Origin of the sequence: Neobacillus mesonae (assembly GCF_023715155.1) — a bacterium.
In the GTDB taxonomy this organism is placed as follows: domain Bacteria; phylum Bacillota; class Bacilli; order Bacillales; family Cytobacillaceae; genus Neobacillus; species Neobacillus mesonae_A.
This window is the reverse complement of sequence record NZ_JAMBNQ010000001.1, coordinates 158,914-175,742: the sequence shown is the minus strand read 5'-3', so window position 1 is coordinate 175,742 and position 16,829 is coordinate 158,914. Positions and strand designations below refer to the sequence as shown.

The window sequence follows — 16,829 nt, the reverse complement described above, 5'->3', positions numbered from 1 at the left end:
ATTCCTCCTAAGCCATTACAAAATAATTAAATCTTTGGTTGAATGAGTAAGGACTTCATTATGATCGTTTGTAATAAGCGTATCATCTTCAATCCGCACTCCGCCAAGTCCTGGAACGTAAATACCTGGTTCACATGTTACCACCATTCCTGGTTCAAGAACAAGTTCCGATCTCATTGAAAGGGCTGGACCCTCATGAACTTCAAGCCCAATTCCATGACCAGTTGAATGGCCAAAATTATCTCCAAAACCTTTTTCAGTTATGTAGTCTCTAGTCAAGGCATCTGCTTGTTTGCCAGTTAACCCCGGTTTCAGACCATCCATACCTCTAAGCTGTGCATCGAGAACAATTTGATAGATTTCTTTTAACCTGTCCTCAGGTTCTCCGACAGCAACTGTTCTTGTGATATCTGAAACATATCCTTTATAATATGCACCAAAATCAAGAGTAACCATATCACCCTTTTCGATTACCTTGTCAGTTGCAACACCATGCGGAAGCGCTGAACGAACTCCTGAAGCAACAATGGTATCAAAAGACGAAGAAGTCGCTCCAGCTTTTCTCATAAAGAACTCTAACTCATTCGACACTTCCATCTCCGTTTTACCAGGACGGATAAAATCTAAAACATGTTTAAAAGCGGCATCAGCAATATCTGCAGCTTCCTTTATTATCTTAATCTCTGCATCCGTCTTAATCAAGCGTAACTTTTCAATAACACCTGCAATAGGTACAAGTTCAGCTTTCACTTCTTCTTCATATACTTTAAATAAAGAGTAAGTTAAATAATCTTCTTCAAAGCCCAATTTTTTGATGCCTAATTTTCTTACCTGTTCAGCAACTTCTTTTGGTATGGAATCTGAAAACTTAATTACTTCAAAGCCTTCACATTGCTTTGATGCTTGTTCAACATAGCGGAAATCAGTAATAAATTGTGCTTTATCCGTACTAATCAATACAACACCGGCAGTACCTGTGAAATTGGATATGTAGCGGCGGTTGTAGGGACTTGTGATAAGAACCCCATCTATTCCATTTGCTTCAAATTCTTTTCTAAGTTTCGTTAATTTTTCCATGTTTCCACTCTCCTTTTTAATTCCACAGATGGACACAATTATTTTATCATAACCCTTTCCCTACGACTAATATCAGCTTAACTTGCCGCCTCTTTTTCCTGTTCTCTGTTATTTCGATACTCATAACTAATGGAATAACCGATAAACAGTCCATATATGATATATAAACAAAATGATGTAATAATGGTATCTCTGCTTAAATCAAAAAGAGGTTTTATATCAGGAAATAGCGGGTTTAAGATTAAAAATACAATAAAAAACAAAACAGCTCCATATCCAAGGCCAAACCATATCCCATTAAATCGTTTTAAAAGGGCGGAATACAAGAATGCAGCACAAATTGAAATAATTCCAAGTAAAATAATGGAAATTACAGTTCCAATCCATCCAAATTTCCAATCACCAAGTGCCCATGGGATAAGGATGACATTGGGACGGATTTCTGTAAAGTTTAAATAGTAAGTTAAAAAACCAACGGTCGACCAAAATATTCCGCCAAATAAACCAGTCCAGAAAACCATCAGCGGAAATGCCATCGGTTGTGGGTATTTTCCTGCGACATTTTCGTTAGCCATTATAACAACCTCCAATACTTTTTCAGTCCTATTATGCCCGCAGGCTAATAAACATTTGCATAAAAAATCTTTTTTTGAATTTAATTGGAAAGATTATGTCATTCCTAGAGGATTTTTCATTTTTCTAGTAGAATACAATTAAGTACATACAGAAATCTTCATACTCTGCTCATGTGCAACTTTGTATATAGGTTGGTGTAGAATACATGTCCAATTCTCAAAAACCAGTTTACGGCGGTCAGGCCGTAGTTGAAGGAGTTATGTTTGGCGGCAAATATCATTATGTGACCGCAGTCAGAAGAAAAGACCATTCGATTGAATATTTTCATTTACCACGTAAAGCAAACCCTGCCCTTACCAAACTGAAAAAAATTCCGTTTCTTCGCGGGATTATTGCAATTATTGAGGCAAGTGCTAATGGATCAAAACACTTAAACTTTTCTTCCGAACGATATGATGTTGATCCTAAAGATGATGAAACGATAAAAGAAAAAGAAGTATCCAAGTTAACAATGTATTTAGGAGTTGCCGTTATTGGCGTCATTTCTTTTATTTTTGGAAAGTTTGCCTTTACCTTGGTTCCTGCTTTATTAGCGGAATTGACCAGGCCGATTTTTCCATCTGATTTTGTTCAAGTCTTGATTGAAAGTTTCATCAAGCTGATATTGCTGCTTTCATATATATATTTTGTTTCACTGACTCCATTAATTAAACGAGTCTTTCAATATCATGGTGCAGAACATAAGGTCATTAATACGTTTGAGTCTGGAGCACCGCTTACAATTGAAAATGTCCAATCTCATTCACGGCTTCATTACCGTTGCGGCAGCAGTTTTATTTTATTTACTGTCATTGTAGGACTATTTGTCTATTTGCTTGTTCCTACAACACCGCTTTGGCTTCGGATTGTTGACAGGATTTTGCTAATTCCCGTAGTACTCGGAATTTCCTTTGAAGTCCTGCAATTCACCAATAAATTAAGAGATATTCCTGTTCTAAAATATCTTGGACTGCCAGGACTTTGGCTTCAACTTTTGACAACAAAAGAACCTGATGATGAACAAGTGGAAGTTGCCATTATGTCTTTCCAAGAATTGCTGAGAAGGGAAACAGAAACTGAACTCGACTTAAAAAAGGAAGAAATTGTCTAATTTTTGTTTTTACTTGTTTAAAAGATAAAAAAAATGCTTAAGATGCTCATAGAGGGAGGTGGCTTTCTTGAAAAATCGGACATCCGTCCTAATTATAGGTGGACTTATCATTCTTGCCTTAATTGGTCTGTTTAGCTCTTTCATGGCTAATCCCGCTGGTTTCATTCAAAAAATAGCCCTTATGGCTGTGATTGGATTTGTAATCTTTTTCGTTGTTCGAAAGTTTTCAAATTCAAGCCCTCAGAAAAAAGAGCAGCGGGCATTTTTAAAAGCTGCAAAGCAGTCAAAAAAACGACTGCAGCAAAAAAACGGTGATTCCCAGATGAAAAGTTCCTCACTTGGCCCAATATCTAATTTGAAGAAACATAAGACCAAAAGGAAATCAAATGCTCATCTCACTGTAATAGACGGAAAAAAAGGGAAAAAGAAAAATCGAGCGTCATTATAAAACGCTCGTTTTTTTGTTCTCCTATTTACGTATTAATATGTCCATTTACTCAAAAACTGCTTGGCATGCTCCCTGCCAAACTCAACAATCGCCTTTTTCTTTTCTTCAGTTAAATGAAATTCTGTCGTTACCACACCTTCGGTCGGGATAAAAATAATGTTTTCCGCGTGCCTTTTAGAAATATATCGTGAATCATGGGCATCTTTCATGGTTTCAAATAAGGCGCCAAACAATTCTATTCCATTATTGATTTTGTGTTTTTGATGTCCAAATTCATTCGCACTGAGTTTAATTCCAAGTACAGGTCTTACCTTTTTTACATTATCTTTATCAAAAAGCCACATCGGAAAATTGCTTAAAACTCCTCCATCAACCAATACATTTGTACCGTCTTGGGAGCGCATCTTTACTGGTTCAAAAAAATAGGGAATACTGCAGCTTATTCGGATCGCTTTGGCGATGGAAAAGGAACCTGGTGAAATGCCGTATTTTTCCAAGTCTTCGGGCAGCACCACCATCTGCCCGTTCGATAGGTCAGAAGCCACTACTCTAAGGGTATTTGGCGGTAAGTCTGCAAATGTTCGCAGCCCTTTTGCTTCCAGCTTTTCCTTCAGCCATCTTTCCAATTCATTTCCTTTATAGAGTCCTAATTTCCAATAAAGCAAAAGCCATTTTGCAAATTTAAACGGAATAATCGTTTTTCTTGGATCTAGTAGTGTGACAGGATCTAATTCGTCTACTAAATGGTATATTTCCCTGCTTGTATAACCAGCAGCAATTAAGGCGGCAACGATGGATCCTGCACTGGTTCCTGCCAATCTTACAAAATGCAAACCCCTGTTTTCAATTTCTTCATATGCCCCAATCAGTGCAAATCCCTTTATACCTCCCCCTGAAAAAACGCCGTCTATTTTCATGGCAGCACCCCTAAAGATGTATCATTTTTACATTTTTAAGCAGCATCATCTCAAAATAGTACCAAGGACAGAGTGAAAATTTAGTCAATTTAAAATAATTTTATGAAGAGTAAGTAATTGTTGTAATTTCTATTAACATATAATTTAAGTTTGTGTCCTTAAAATTTAAGTTTGTGTCCTTAAACTAATGGTTCAGAAGATGGTTGTTAAATAGGCACTGTTAAGGAATGGTGTTGAATGTTTATAACCCTGTTAATTGCAGCGACAGGAACGAAGACTCCTCGTAAATGCTATCGCATTCCCTTAGTGCGCCGGCAGGTTCAGCGGCGTAATTCAATGTCCTTCGGGAATACGCGCCTGGGGAGACAACTCAGGTCCGCAGGCGTTCATATCAGGAGGCTCCCTGGGACGCCCCCGAATCGAGATTGTTCCTCCTTCTAAAAGCTATAGTTTTTAGTCCAATAGCAGTGGAGTGGTTTGAAGAATTATATGCTAATTTTAAATACAAATATTAAGGGTAAACGTTATCAATTATAAATGGACTTCCTATCTAAACAGTGCCATTGTTTTGCTTTTTTAGAAAATAGACAATTGAATAAATAGGAAGATGAAGAGGTATAGCCTATATTAATCATTTGATTGCCGATATTAAGGCGAATCAGATTGTAAGAAAAAATCATTGAGATTGGGAAACCACAAGACTTGCTGAGGATACAGCATACGTTTTTTTATTTTTATTTAAATTATGCCGTAAAGCAATTTTTGAAAGAGGGCAGTTTGATTGTCCCGCTGCCAGAAGACTTTATATTTTACCAAGAGGATAAATGTAGTTTAGCGGTAAATTCACATGAGGTATTCTATGGTTGAAGAATTTGTATACGGCCGTTTTTTTATTGTATTCACGGGAACTTTAACTCGGCAAGAACAACTACAAATTAAAGGCAAAAAGCTTGAGAACTCTCAAGCTTTTTGTTTGCTGTTTACATTGTGATATTACCCGGTTTTTATAGAGTAAAACATATTTTACCTTGAACAGTATTTTTATTTTTCTCCACATGATTGGAAGACTTACTGTTTAGATGGCAGGGCTTTGGACATTTTTATCAAAGCTTTACCTTTTGCAGCCGCAGTGCATTTAAGACAACAGATACGGAGCTAAATGCCATTGCTGCTCCTGCAAGCCATGGTGCAAGGAATCCCAGCGCCGCGATTGGGATTCCCAGCGAGTTATATGCAAGTGCCCAGAAGAGATTTTGTTTTATATTTGTAATCGTCTTTTTACTCATAAAGATGGCATCCGCAATACTATTCAAGTCCCCGCGTATCAGCGTGATATCAGCTGCTTCCATTGCGATATCTGCACCTGTACCAATTGCCATTCCGATATCAGCAGCAGCAAGTGCCGGGGCATCATTTATTCCATCGCCAACCATTGCTACTTTCTTTCCTTGTGCCTGGAGTTTCTTAATTTCGTCGGCCTTTCCTTCTGGCAGAACCTCCGCAATAACATGGTCGATACCGGCCTGTTTGGCAATTGCCTTCGCTGTTTTCTGATTATCCCCTGTAATCATTATGACCTTAAGACCCATCTTTTGAAGACGTCTGATAGCCGCTTTTGACGTAATTTTAATGGTATCTGCAACAGCCACAGTACCAGCGTATTTCCCATCTATAGAGACCAGCATGGCCGTTTTCCCAACCCGTTCTAATCCATCCATTTTGCCAAGTGCATTTGCAATAGGGATGTTATATTGGTTCATCAGTTTTCTAGTACCTACAAGGATTTCTTTTTTATTGACTACCGCTTTAATACCAAACCCGGGAATTGCTTCAAAATGGGTTACCTTTTTTATGCTGATGCCTTTTTCATTAATTCCTTGAACAATGGCCTGTGCAAGCGGATGCTCTGATTGCTTTTCAGCTGAACCTAACAAGGCTAAAAATTCATTCTCGTTAAAAGACTTTTCGACAAACAGATCAGTTAATACCGGTTTCCCATTTGTTACAGTGCCTGTTTTATCTAAGACAACAGCAGTGATACGATGAGTCAATTCCAAGTGTTCCCCGCCTTTAAACAAGATGCCATATTCAGCAGCCCTCCCGGAACCGGCCATGATAGAGGTTGGGGTGGCCAATCCCAGAGCACAAGGACAGGCGATAACAAGAACAGCAATTAATTTTTGCAAGGCTTCAGAGAAGTCTCCAGGAGCTGCACCAAAATACCAAATAATAAAGGTGAGTACTGCAAGCCCCACAACAATTGGAACAAATACTCCGGAAATTTTATCTGCGAGACGCTGGATTGGCGCTTTAGATCCTTGAGCTTCCTCTACCACTTTGATAATCTGGGCTAATGCCGTATCCCTGCCAACCTTTGTTGCCTCCACTTTTAAAAATCCATTTTTGTTCAGTGTGGCGCCGATAACTTCGTCCCCTGTTTGTTTATCAACCGGTACGCTTTCGCCAGTAAGCATTGATTCATCAATGGCTGACTGACCTTCAATAATTTTTCCGTCAACAGGTATCTTTTCCCCTGGTTTAACATAAAGAATATCGCCGGCAATTACATCTTCCAGCGGTATTTCTTGTTCGATTCCGCCGCGTTCAACGGTTGCTGTTTTTGCTTGAAGTCCCATTAATTTTTTTATTGCTTCTGAAGAACGTCCTTTTGCTTTTGCTTCAAACAGCTTGCCCAGAATAATTAATGTAATCAAAACTGCACTCGTTTCATAGTATAATTCCACTTCATGAGTGACTCCTGCAAGAGACATAATGGACAAATATAAACTGTAAAAATAGGCAGCAGATGTACCCAATGCTACGAGCACATCCATATTGGCACTTTTATTTTTCAACGCTTTATAAGCACCAATATAAAACTGGCCTCCGATTATAAACTGAACGGGTGTTGCTAAAAGCAATTGAAACCATGGATTCATAAAAATGTCAGGAACCCAGATAAAGGAGGTAAACGAGAAGTGGCTGACCATGGCCCATAAAAGAGGGAAGGATAGGATGGCCGCAAAGATAAATTTTCTTGTCTGTCTTTCAGTTTCCTTTTGCCTATAATCTGCTGTTACCTTAGAATCTTCTTTTATCCGCGCACCATACCCAAGATTCTCCACTTTTTTGATGATGTCATTAGTAGAAAGTACAGATCCATTAAATTCAACTGCAGCCTTTTCAAGCGCCAAATTCACGTTGGTCTTTACAACACCCTCTAATTTATTTAGACCTTTTTCAATTCTGGCAGAACAAGCTGCACAAGTCATACCGGTTATATCAAACTCTGCTTTATCCATCACAACGTCGTAGCCTAAATCCCTTATTTTCCTTTCAATATCTTCCACCTTAATTTGTGAAGGATCATATTTAATTGCCGATTTTTCTAACGCAAGATTTACTGTCGCCGACTCTACACCTTCAAGTTTATTTAATCCCTTTTCAATTCTAGCCGCACATGCTGCACAAGTCATTCCAGAGATTTGAAGGTTGGTTTCCTTTAAACTTTGACCCATATAAGCCAACTCCTCATACCCTATATAGGTATCTATTTTTAAGAAAAGAACGTGCTAACATTTAGCACGTCTTTGAAGTGGTTATTTCACATCATAGCCTTGATCATCAATGGTTTCTTTAATTTTATCTAATGAAACTTTTTCTGGATTAAATTCAACATCTACCGCTTCCTCTTTAAGGTTTACTTTAACAGTATTAACCCCCTCAAGACTGCCAACACTTCCTTCAACAGCTTTTACACAATGATTACAAGACATTCCTTGAACGTTCAGTGTTACCTTTTCCATATATATCCTTCCCCTCATACTTTTATAGTTAATTTAGTTACTGTATCACTAAATTACATACCCCTCCACCCTATTTAAAGAGATATTTATCATTTTCCTTCACTATTTTTTCGTAAGTTCAAAAATCATTCAATTTGAATGGACCTGACATATTATCATTCAATTTTTTCAAGAAAAATCCTTCTTTTTTATACATTTATAAGCAAAAAAAGAGTATCGGGTTACCGATACTCTTACGTTTATCTTATAAACCGCACTTTAATTGTGCACCACAGTTGGTACATGTATTACAGCCGCCAATTTCTTCAACTTCACCTTTACGGCATACCGGGCAAGTATTTCCTACCTCTGAGCCGATTGTAACGTTAGTCGAGCGAAGGTCGCTGATGGTATCAACAAGTACTACATGCTGCTTTTCTTTTTCATCAAACATTGACAACTGCTCGTTCGTATTTTCTTCTGCTTTAAGAGTCAATACTTGAGAGTCGCGTGAACCGTCTACATAGACAGTACCGCCTTTTGCACCACCGCGGTATAGACGTTCATATACTTTTTCAACCTGTTCTACACTATATCCTTTTGGTGCGTTAACTGTTTTACTAATTGAACTGTCAATCCAGCGCTGGATTACACATTGAACATCAGCATGTGCTTCAGGAGCAAGCTCCATTGCAGTCACAAACCAGTTTGGCAGGTTTTCTGGGTCTGCTTCTGGATGCTGATCTAAATATTCTTGAACGATATCCGCCTTGACTTCGATAAACTTCCCGAGACGTCCGCTTCGGAAGTAGGAGAATGAGAAGTAAGGTTCCAAGCCTGTGGATACCCCAACCATTGTACCAGTGGATCCTGTTGGAGCAACGGTCAGCAAATGGGAGTTTCTAATTCCGTTCACTAAAATCGATTGACGGATATCCTCCGGCATTTTCTTCATATAACCTGTTTCAATGAACGCCTGTCGTAAACGGTTTGTTTCATCGACTGTTTCACTTGTTAAGAATGGGAAGCTTCCCTTCTCTTTTGCCAATTCAATGGACGTTCTATATGCTGTAGTGGCAATTGTATCAAATACTTTGTCAACCAGTTCATTACCTTCAGATGAGCCATACTCTGTTTCACAGTAGATTAAAAGGTCATGCAGACCCATAACACCAAGACCTACACGGCGTTCACCAAGTGCCTGCTTTTTGTTTTCTTCTAAGAAATATGGTGTTGCATTGATTACGTTATCCTGCATGCGGACACCAATTTCTACGGTCTTCTTCAATTTTTCAAAATTAACAGTTTTTGTTTCTTTGTCTGCCATTTCTGCTAAGTTAACAGCAGCTAGGTTACAGACTGAAAATGGTGCGAGCGGCTGCTCCCCACAAGGGTTCGTTGCAACTACCTGTTGACCATATGCCTTCGCATTTGTCATGTCATTAGCATTATCGATAAAGAAAATCCCCGGTTCTGCTGAATATGTCGCACAAATGTTGATTAAGTTCCATAGTTCTTTTGCCTTGATCTTTTTGTAAACCCGTACTTTGTGTCCAAGTCTTTCCCACTCGCGAACATCACCGACTTTGTGCCATTCTTCATTATAAGTTCGCATTTCTTCTTCATCATATTGTTCCACGTAAGGGAAACGCAGTTCATATTCATCGTCATTTTCAACAGCTTCCATAAATTCTTTTGTTAAGCATACAGAAATATTTGCACCTGTTAAAAACTCTGGATTATGAACAGTATAATTACCGCCGACCTTCAGCTTCTCTTCAGCTTCAGCAATGATTCCTTCGCTGAAACCGCCGTACCCCTGAATGTTCTTATAATTTATAATCCCTTGATACATTGCGATTTCTTGTGTAGTTAAAGGTGTGAACTTTAATTTGTCCTTCGCAAGTTTTTTGATTTTCTCATCACTTGTATTTTCAATTAAGAAACGTAGAATTCTAGGATTTTGCATTTTGGAAATAATAAATTCAATGATGTCTGGATGCCAGTCAGCCAGCATAATCATTTGGGCACCCCTGCGGCTGCCGCCCTGCTCAACTAAATGCGTCAATTTCGCAATATCATCAAGCCACGATACCGAACCAGACGATTTACCGTTTACGCCGCGGGCCAGGGTATTTCTTGGACGTAATGTCGAACCGTTAGTGCCGACACCGCCGCCTCGGCTCATGATTTCCATCACCTGTTTCCGGTGGTCAGAAATACCTTCACGTGAATCAGCTACGAATGGCATTACATAACAGTTGAAATAGGTGACATCTGTTTTTGCTCCGGCACCATATAGAACGCGACCTGCCGGAATAAAGTTCAACGAGACAAGTTCTTGATAAAACTTTTCTGTCCACTCGGTGCGTTTCTCCTCAGTTTCCTCAACGGCTGCTAAGCCTGCTGCAACACGGCGGGCAATTTGCTCATAGAAAAGCTCAAGCGGTTTTTCAACCACATCAAGAGAGCGGATAATCATTCCTGTACCCGCCTCTTCCGGATCATCCAGGACACCTCTATATTCCTCTTCCACTAATACCTTAGCTCTTTTCTTCTCCCAATCAATATCTAAGATCGTTCCTAATCCTCTTGCTGGAAATTTTGGATCTTCTTTAATCGTTAGAACAACAAAGTCTCCTTTAGTGAGGGTAATCTTTTCAGTATCTTTGAAGGTGTAGCGATCCAGCATGACTAAACGCGAAACACCCTTGTGAGTTATTTTCATATCCGGGGTAACTGGGTGTACCTGGGGAAATAGGCGGATATCCTCATTCAACCTTTCAAAATCAATATTCATTTTTTGTCTAAACACAACAGACATGAGAACAACTCCTTCTAATAAATAAAAATCTATTGCTTTTTGCTAGATTCTAGTCTGTTTTTTTCCTATATCTAGTTGTTTCAATATACTTAAGGTACCACAAATAGATATAGAAAATCAACATATGGTGTATTATATTTTTTCTTCACTACTATATATTGTATGCTCAGCAAAAAACAATTATTTTGTCAAACCTAAAATTAAATAGATTTTAAAGAAAATACAAGCTTTCACCGATATTTCTATTAAAATCGAGGAATTTTAACAAATTTCGCAGCTTGCACAAAAATAAAGCGGCATCTGCCGCTCTGCAAATTACCTTACCTTTTAAAATTCCAATCATCATTTTCATACCGTTCATAAGCTAATCGATGAATATAGTCCATTTCTTCCATTGATAAATGATACGGTTCCAGCTCTATATTCAATCCTTCAGCAAATCCCTTATAAAAAGCTTCCTTTGCTTGCTCCAGAGTAATCCTTCTAGGGCTGATATCATTAATTGCTACTGCCTTATTCCTAAAAGATTTCTTCATCCGTTCCTTTACCCGTTCATTTGGATATTTAAACAAACTAAACAGCTTATCTTCATCCAAATCCAAAAGAATAGAACCGTGCTGTAAAATAACCCCTTTTTGCCTGGTTTGCGCACTTCCAGCAACCTTTCTGCCTTCGACAACAAGTTCATACCAGCTCGGTGCATCGAAGCAGACTGCCGAATGCGGACTCTTTAGCGCATCCCGCTCCTCCTTTGTTTTTGGAACCGCAAAGTAGGCTTCAAGGCCTAAATGATGGAATCCTTTTAAGATTCCTTCCGAAATAACCCGGTAAGCCTCTGTAACGGTTTTTGGCATTTCCGGATGCTCCTCTGATACAATAACACTATATGTCAGCTCATGTTCGTGAAGAACACCCCTGCCTCCTGTAGGTCTCCTGACAAACCCCAGACCATTGTTTTTCACAGCCTCCATATCAATTTCCTTTTCAACCTTTTGAAAATAGCCAATGGATAGAGTTGGAGGATTCCAGCCATAGAAGCGGATTACCGGTGGAATTTTACCTTCACTGTGCCAATCAAGCAAAGCCTCATCCATTGCCATATTAAAAGAAGGAGAACAATTCCCGCTGTCGATAAATAGCCATTTTTCCTTTTCCATTCAAAACCCTCATTTAATCAAAATATTTATACCGTTTTAAGTCTACCAAAATTTGAAAAGAATGCAAAACAGATTAATTTTGGTATTATTTTATTAAAAGAATTTTAGACATTGTTCTTTATCTTTATGGGAAGGACTTATATAATAAAAAATAGTGGAGTACAGCTTGAAAGGAGAAATAACGTTGAATTCACTTTATGTTTTATTAATTATTATTGCAGCTGTTATTATTTACTCCGTTTTCACTTATTTTTATCAAAAGAAAATTGTAAAAACGGTTACTGAGGAAGAATTCCGTGCAGGTTACAGAAAGGCACAGCTAATAGATGTTCGTGAACCTAACGAATTTGACGCCGGACATATTTTAGGCGCGCGTAATATTCCGATGTCACAGATTAAAATGCGAACAAAGGAAATCCGACCTGATTTACCTGTCTATCTGTATTGCCAAAGCGGAATGCGCAGCGGCAGGGCAGCTCAATTTTTACACAAAAAAGGGTATAAAGATCTTACCCAGCTGCAAGGCGGTTTTAAAAAGTGGACAGGCAAAGTAAAAGCTAAGAAATAATGTTCATCAGACTCTGGAAGCATCCAGGGTCTTTTTTATTAGACAAAAAGGATGATTCTCACAAGAATCATCCTTTTTAGCTATTATTATTTATGCTTGATATCGCAGAATCGGCTTTCTTGCAGCAGTTGTTTCATCCAGACGGCTGACAACTGTTGTATGAGGAGCCTCCTGAACGATTTCAGGATTTTCTTCTGCTTCCTTGGCAATTTGAATCATCGCATCAATAAAGGAATCGAGTGTTTCTTTTGATTCCGTTTCAGTTGGTTCAATCATAATACATTCTTCTACATTAAGCGGGAAGTAAATGGTTGGCGGATGATAGCCAAAGTCTAGTAGACGTTTGGCAATATCAAGTGTCCTGACACCTAGTTTCTTCTGGCGCTTACCACTTAAAACAAACTCATGTTTACAATGTCTGTCAAATGGAAGATCGTAATACTCAGCTAGTCTTCTCATCATATAGTTAGCATTTAAAACAGCATTTTCCGTCACTGCTTTCAAACCGTCAGGACCCATTGACCGAATATATGTGTAGGCACGAACGTTGATTCCAAAGTTTCCATAAAACGGCTTGACACGGCCAATGGATTGCGGGCGGTCATAATCCAGCACATATTCATCACCTTGTTTTGAAACAACTGGTTTTGGCAAAAACGGAATTAGGTCTGCTTTAACGCCGACAGGGCCTGAACCAGGACCACCGCCTCCGTGCGGGCCGGTAAATGTTTTGTGAAGATTTAAGTGAACCACATCAAACCCCATATCTCCCGGTCTTGCTTTTGATAGAACAGCGTTTAAATTCGCCCCGTCATAATAAACTTTACCGCCTGCACCATGAACAATTTCAGCAATTTCTATAATATGTTCTTCAAATAATCCAAGTGTATTTGGATTCGTCAACATTAATGCTGCTGTATCATCACCAACAACTCTTCTTAAATCTTCTAAATCCACAAGACCATTTTCATTAGATTTAACCGTAACTGTGTCAAGACCGGCTACAGATGCTGATGCAGGGTTTGTACCGTGAGCCGAATCAGGAATAATTACCTTAGTCCGCAAAACATCCCCATTTGCCTCATGGAAAGCGCGAATCAACATTAATCCTGTCCATTCACCATGGGCGCCAGCTGCCGGCTGGAGGGTCACTTCATCCATGCCGGTAATTTCTTTTAAATGCTGCTGGAGATCGTACATAAGTTCAAGCGCACCTTGGACTGAGCTTTCATCCTGAAGAGGATGTATATGTGCAAAGCCATTATAACGTGCAACATTTTCGTTAATTTTTGGATTATATTTCATCGTACAAGAGCCTAATGGATAAAAACCAGAATCCAGGCCGTGATTCCTTTTAGAAAGGGATGTATAATGACGCATGATATCAAGCTCAGATACTTCTGGAAGTGCAGGCTCCTCTTCACGTAAATACCCTTCTGGAAGCAGACCGTTTAAGTCAGTTTCCGGAACATCCATCTCCGGAAGACTATATCCAATTCGGCCTGGTGTACTTTGTTCAAAAATCAATTGCTGATCTTGATTATGCATGGATATCCCCCAATTCTTTCACAAATGTATCTATTTCTTCCTTCGTTCTTTGCTCTGTAACAGCAACAAGCATATGGTTAGCCAAATCTGGATAATCACGGCCTAAATCATAACCGCCGATAATTCCTTTTTGCAGCAGCATTTGATTGATTTCTTTTACCGGTTTATTAAGCTTAATTACAAATTCATTAAATAAATGGCCATCATAAACCACTTCTATACCAACTTGTTTAAAGGCATTTTTTGCATAGTTTGCTTTTTGAATATTCGCAGCCGCCATTTCACGAACACCGTTTTTACCTAGAGCAGTCATGGCAACAGATGCTGCAAGGGCATTTAATGCTTGGTTGGAACAAATATTTGATGTTGCCTTATCACGGCGGATATGCTGTTCACGAGCTTGAAGCGTCAGCACAAAACCGCGCCGGCCTTCCTCATCGGTTGTTTGTCCTACCAGTCGGCCCGGAACCTTACGCATTAACTTGCTTGTAACAGCAAAATAACCGCAGTGTGGTCCCCCAAATGCAGATGGAATACCAAGAACCTGTGCATCTCCGACAACAATATCGGCTCCAAATTTACCAGGAGGTGTTAATACCCCAAGAGATAAAGGATTGGAGGAAACAACAAACATCGCTTTATGTTCATGAATAATTTCTTCTAACTCTTTTAATGGTTCAATTCGGCCAAAGAAGTTTGGATATTGAACGATAACAGCTGCAACATCCTTATTCACCATTTCCTTTAACACATCGACGTCTGTTATGCCGTTCTTTACTGGAATCTCCACAACTTCAAGGTACTGTCCCTTTGCATATGTTTTTAAGACATCCCGGTATTCAGGGTGAACTGCACTTGAAATGACAATTGTTTTCCGCCTTGTATGGCCTGCACTAAGCATAGCAGCTTCTGCTAAAGCGGTACCGCCATCATACATGGAGGAGTTTGCAACTTCCATTCCGGTTAATTCGCAAATCATCGTTTGGAATTCAAAGATGGCTTGCAGCTCCCCTTGTGAGATTTCCGGTTGATATGGTGTGTATGCTGTATAGAATTCTGACCGTGAGATAACATGGTCGACGATAACAGGAATGTAATGGTCATAAACTCCAGCACCAAGGAATGACACATTTTCTTTTAAGTCAGCATTTCTGCTTGCCAATTTATATAATTCTTTCATCAAAGCTGTCTCTGATTTTGCCGGCTTAATCTGATAATCCCCTTTAAATCTTACCTTTTCCGGGATATCGCCGAATAGCTCATCGACGGCTTCAACACCTATTGTTTCAAGCATGTCTTTTTTATCTTGTTCTGTCATAGGTAAATAGCGATGTTTCATAACCTTAGCTCCCCTCATGTTTTACTTTTCTCGTTTATAAAAAGGTGTAGGAACAACTTTTACTTTTAAGCGTTTGCCGCGAATCTCAACTTCCAACTCAGAATCAAGTTCTCCATATTCCGAAGAAATAAGGGCAAGACCAATATTTTTCTTCAATGTAGGTGATTGTGTGCCAGTTGTTACCTCGCCAATCAGCTCATCGCCTTTATATACAGGATAACCATGTCTAGGAATACCGCGGTCAATCATTTCAATCCCGACAATTTTTCTCGGAACACCATTTTCTTTTTGTTGCAATAAAGCATCTTTACCAATAAAATCTGCTTCTTTTTTCAGCTTCACTGCAAATCCGATACCGGCTTCCAGCGGGGAAATTTCCGCTGATAATTCTTGGCCATATAGAGCTAAATTTGCTTCAAATCGTAAAGTATCACGGGCACCTAATCCGCAAGGTATTACCCCTTCATCTTTTCCTGCTTCTAAAATATCCTTCCAAATATCAACCACATCATCTGCTTGACAATAGACCTCAAAACCGTCTTCACCCGTATAACCTGTTCTTGATACCAGTGCCTTTTTGCCGTTTATTTCAACGTCCTGCTGGAATTTAAAGAAGCCGATACTGCTTAAATCGGTTTGGGTAAGCTTTTGCAAGACCTGCTGGGCAAGAGGTCCTTGAAGGGCAGCCTGGGCAGTTGTTTCAGATAAGTTTTTAAGCGATACATCACCTTCTAAGTGTTTTTCCAGCCAGTTGAAGTCTTTTTCAATATTAGACGCATTCACAACAAGCAAATAGTGGTTATCTTCCATTTTGTAAACTAGCAGATCATCAACGGTACCGCCATTTTCATAGCACATGGCTGTATATTGAGCTCCACCATTTTTAATTTTGGAGATATCATTTGTCATCACTTTTTGTAAATAATCAAGGCTGGTTGTACCTGCCACTTCAATCTCACCCATATGGGAAACGTCGAACAATCCCGCTTTGGTACGGACTGCCTCATGTTCCTCCTTAATGCTGGAAAACTGGACAGGAAGGTCCCAGCCGCCAAAATCAATGGTTTTGGCCCCATATTCCTTATAGACATCGAACAGCGGAGTTCGTTTTAATTCTGCCATCCTTGAATCTCCCTTCATCTTACCTGTTTATTTATGAAATACTCTTTAAAAAGAGGTAAAGCCGATCATCAAAGTTCTAATTAAACATTTAGCAAAAATAAAAAAGGACAGAAAACCACCTTATCAATAAGGAAGTCTCTGTCCTTGCACCTGAAAGTTTAACCTAAATGGCTGTCCCCGTGGGTGGCCGCTTAGAACGGCACTCTCCAGAGCTGCGTCAAACAAGAGTTCTTTTGCCTGAGAGATTCACAAAAAATGCTTGCTCCTTCGGCGCCACATAAGTAGTCTCTCCCCTTGTTGTCATTCGCATCTATAATA

Annotated in this window: 13 protein-coding genes and 1 riboswitch; of the genes, 3 read left to right on the top strand and 10 right to left on the bottom strand. The window is 39.2% G+C overall.

What is annotated here, in order from left to right; translation table 11 throughout:
- Positions 1-15: 15 nt before the first annotated feature.
- Positions 16-1,077, bottom strand: a complete 1,062-nt coding sequence (locus tag M3183_RS00945; protein ID WP_251465498.1) for a M24 family metallopeptidase — start codon at positions 1,075-1,077, stop codon at positions 16-18.
- A gap of 77 nt (positions 1,078-1,154) precedes the next feature.
- Positions 1,155-1,652 (bottom strand): YqhR family membrane protein, encoded by a 498-nt coding sequence (locus tag M3183_RS00940; RefSeq protein ID WP_251465496.1) that lies wholly within the window; start codon positions 1,650-1,652, stop codon positions 1,155-1,157.
- A gap of 206 nt (positions 1,653-1,858) precedes the next feature.
- On the opposite strand from M3183_RS00940, the gene M3183_RS00935 reads away from it, so the two are divergent.
- Together M3183_RS00935 and M3183_RS00930 are read left to right on the top strand one after the other, a co-directional pair.
- Positions 1,859-2,803 carry a DUF1385 domain-containing protein gene (locus tag M3183_RS00935; RefSeq protein WP_251465494.1) on the top strand — a complete coding sequence of 315 codons (945 nt, stop codon included), beginning with the start codon at positions 1,859-1,861 and terminating at the stop codon, positions 2,801-2,803.
- 58 nt (positions 2,804-2,861) lie between these two features.
- Positions 2,862-3,251 carry an SA1362 family protein gene (locus M3183_RS00930; RefSeq protein WP_311315335.1) on the top strand — a complete coding sequence of 130 codons (390 nt, stop codon included), beginning with the start codon at positions 2,862-2,864 and terminating at the stop codon, positions 3,249-3,251.
- Positions 3,252-3,283: 32 nt separating this feature from the next.
- On the opposite strand, the gene M3183_RS00925 is transcribed toward M3183_RS00930, so the two are convergent.
- The 5 genes from M3183_RS00925 to M3183_RS00905 form a co-directional block, all read right to left on the bottom strand.
- The gene (locus tag M3183_RS00925) at positions 3,284-4,168 is read right to left on the bottom strand and encodes a patatin-like phospholipase family protein (RefSeq protein ID WP_251465491.1); all 885 of its coding nucleotides are present in this window, start codon (positions 4,166-4,168) and stop codon (positions 3,284-3,286) included.
- A 1,103-nt stretch (positions 4,169-5,271) separates the two neighbouring features.
- On the bottom strand, positions 5,272-7,686 hold the full coding sequence (locus M3183_RS00920) for a heavy metal translocating P-type ATPase (protein ID WP_251465490.1): 2,415 nt from the start codon (positions 7,684-7,686) through the stop codon (positions 5,272-5,274).
- A gap of 81 nt (positions 7,687-7,767) precedes the next feature.
- Entirely contained in the window at positions 7,768-7,974 is a 207-nt protein-coding gene (gene copZ / locus M3183_RS00915; RefSeq protein ID WP_251465488.1) for a copper chaperone CopZ, read from the bottom strand.
- Positions 7,975-8,218: 244 nt separating this feature from the next.
- Entirely contained in the window at positions 8,219-10,777 is a 2,559-nt protein-coding gene (locus tag M3183_RS00910; protein WP_251465486.1) for a vitamin B12-dependent ribonucleotide reductase, read from the bottom strand.
- A gap of 320 nt (positions 10,778-11,097) precedes the next feature.
- On the bottom strand, positions 11,098-11,934 hold the full coding sequence (locus tag M3183_RS00905) for a lipoate--protein ligase family protein (protein WP_251465484.1): 837 nt from the start codon (positions 11,932-11,934) through the stop codon (positions 11,098-11,100).
- Positions 11,935-12,118: 184 nt separating this feature from the next.
- Here M3183_RS00905 and M3183_RS00900 point away from each other — a divergent pair, with 184 nt between their 5' ends.
- Positions 12,119-12,502: a rhodanese-like domain-containing protein gene (locus tag M3183_RS00900; protein ID WP_251465481.1), complete on the top strand. Its 384-nt coding sequence runs from the start codon at positions 12,119-12,121 to the stop codon at positions 12,500-12,502.
- 90 nt (positions 12,503-12,592) lie between these two features.
- On the opposite strand, the gene gcvPB is transcribed toward M3183_RS00900, so the two are convergent.
- The 3 genes from gcvPB to gcvT are packed head-to-tail and all read right to left on the bottom strand — an operon-like array spanning position 12,593 to position 16,511.
- Positions 12,593-14,050, bottom strand: a complete 1,458-nt coding sequence (gene gcvPB, locus M3183_RS00895; RefSeq protein ID WP_251465480.1) for an aminomethyl-transferring glycine dehydrogenase subunit GcvPB — start codon at positions 14,048-14,050, stop codon at positions 12,593-12,595.
- On the bottom strand, positions 14,043-15,389 hold the full coding sequence (gcvPA, locus tag M3183_RS00890) for an aminomethyl-transferring glycine dehydrogenase subunit GcvPA (RefSeq protein ID WP_251465479.1): 1,347 nt from the start codon (positions 15,387-15,389) through the stop codon (positions 14,043-14,045). The genes gcvPB and gcvPA overlap by 8 nt, the downstream gene beginning before the upstream one ends.
- Positions 15,390-15,410: 21 nt before the next feature.
- Positions 15,411-16,511: a glycine cleavage system aminomethyltransferase GcvT gene (gene gcvT, locus M3183_RS00885; protein WP_251465478.1), complete on the bottom strand. Its 1,101-nt coding sequence runs from the start codon at positions 16,509-16,511 to the stop codon at positions 15,411-15,413.
- A gap of 215 nt (positions 16,512-16,726) precedes the next feature.
- Positions 16,727-16,815, bottom strand: a riboswitch (glycine riboswitch).
- Positions 16,816-16,829: the final 14 nt, after the last annotated feature.

What these genes read in the sequence shown, in the direction of transcription:
- M3183_RS00945 (WP_251465498.1), bottom strand. Translation starts at nt 1,077, where the DNA reads ATGGAAAAATTAACGAAACTTAGAAAAGAATTTGAAGCAAATGGAATA.
- M3183_RS00940 (WP_251465496.1), bottom strand. Translation starts at nt 1,652, where the DNA reads ATGGCTAACGAAAATGTCGCAGGAAAATACCCACAACCGATGGCATTT.
- M3183_RS00935 (WP_251465494.1), top strand. Translation starts at nt 1,859, where the DNA reads ATGTCCAATTCTCAAAAACCAGTTTACGGCGGTCAGGCCGTAGTTGAA.
- M3183_RS00925 (WP_251465491.1), bottom strand. Translation starts at nt 4,168, where the DNA reads ATGAAAATAGACGGCGTTTTTTCAGGGGGAGGTATAAAGGGATTTGCA.
- M3183_RS00920 (WP_251465490.1), bottom strand. Translation starts at nt 7,686, where the DNA reads ATGGGTCAAAGTTTAAAGGAAACCAACCTTCAAATCTCTGGAATGACT.
- copZ (WP_251465488.1), bottom strand. Translation starts at nt 7,974, where the DNA reads ATGGAAAAGGTAACACTGAACGTTCAAGGAATGTCTTGTAATCATTGT.
- M3183_RS00910 (WP_251465486.1), bottom strand. Translation starts at nt 10,777, where the DNA reads ATGTCTGTTGTGTTTAGACAAAAAATGAATATTGATTTTGAAAGGTTG.
- M3183_RS00905 (WP_251465484.1), bottom strand. Translation starts at nt 11,934, where the DNA reads ATGGAAAAGGAAAAATGGCTATTTATCGACAGCGGGAATTGTTCTCCT.
- gcvPB (WP_251465480.1), bottom strand. Translation starts at nt 14,050, where the DNA reads ATGCATAATCAAGATCAGCAATTGATTTTTGAACAAAGTACACCAGGC.
- gcvPA (WP_251465479.1), bottom strand. Translation starts at nt 15,389, where the DNA reads ATGAAACATCGCTATTTACCTATGACAGAACAAGATAAAAAAGACATG.
- gcvT (WP_251465478.1), bottom strand. Translation starts at nt 16,511, where the DNA reads ATGGCAGAATTAAAACGAACTCCGCTGTTCGATGTCTATAAGGAATAT.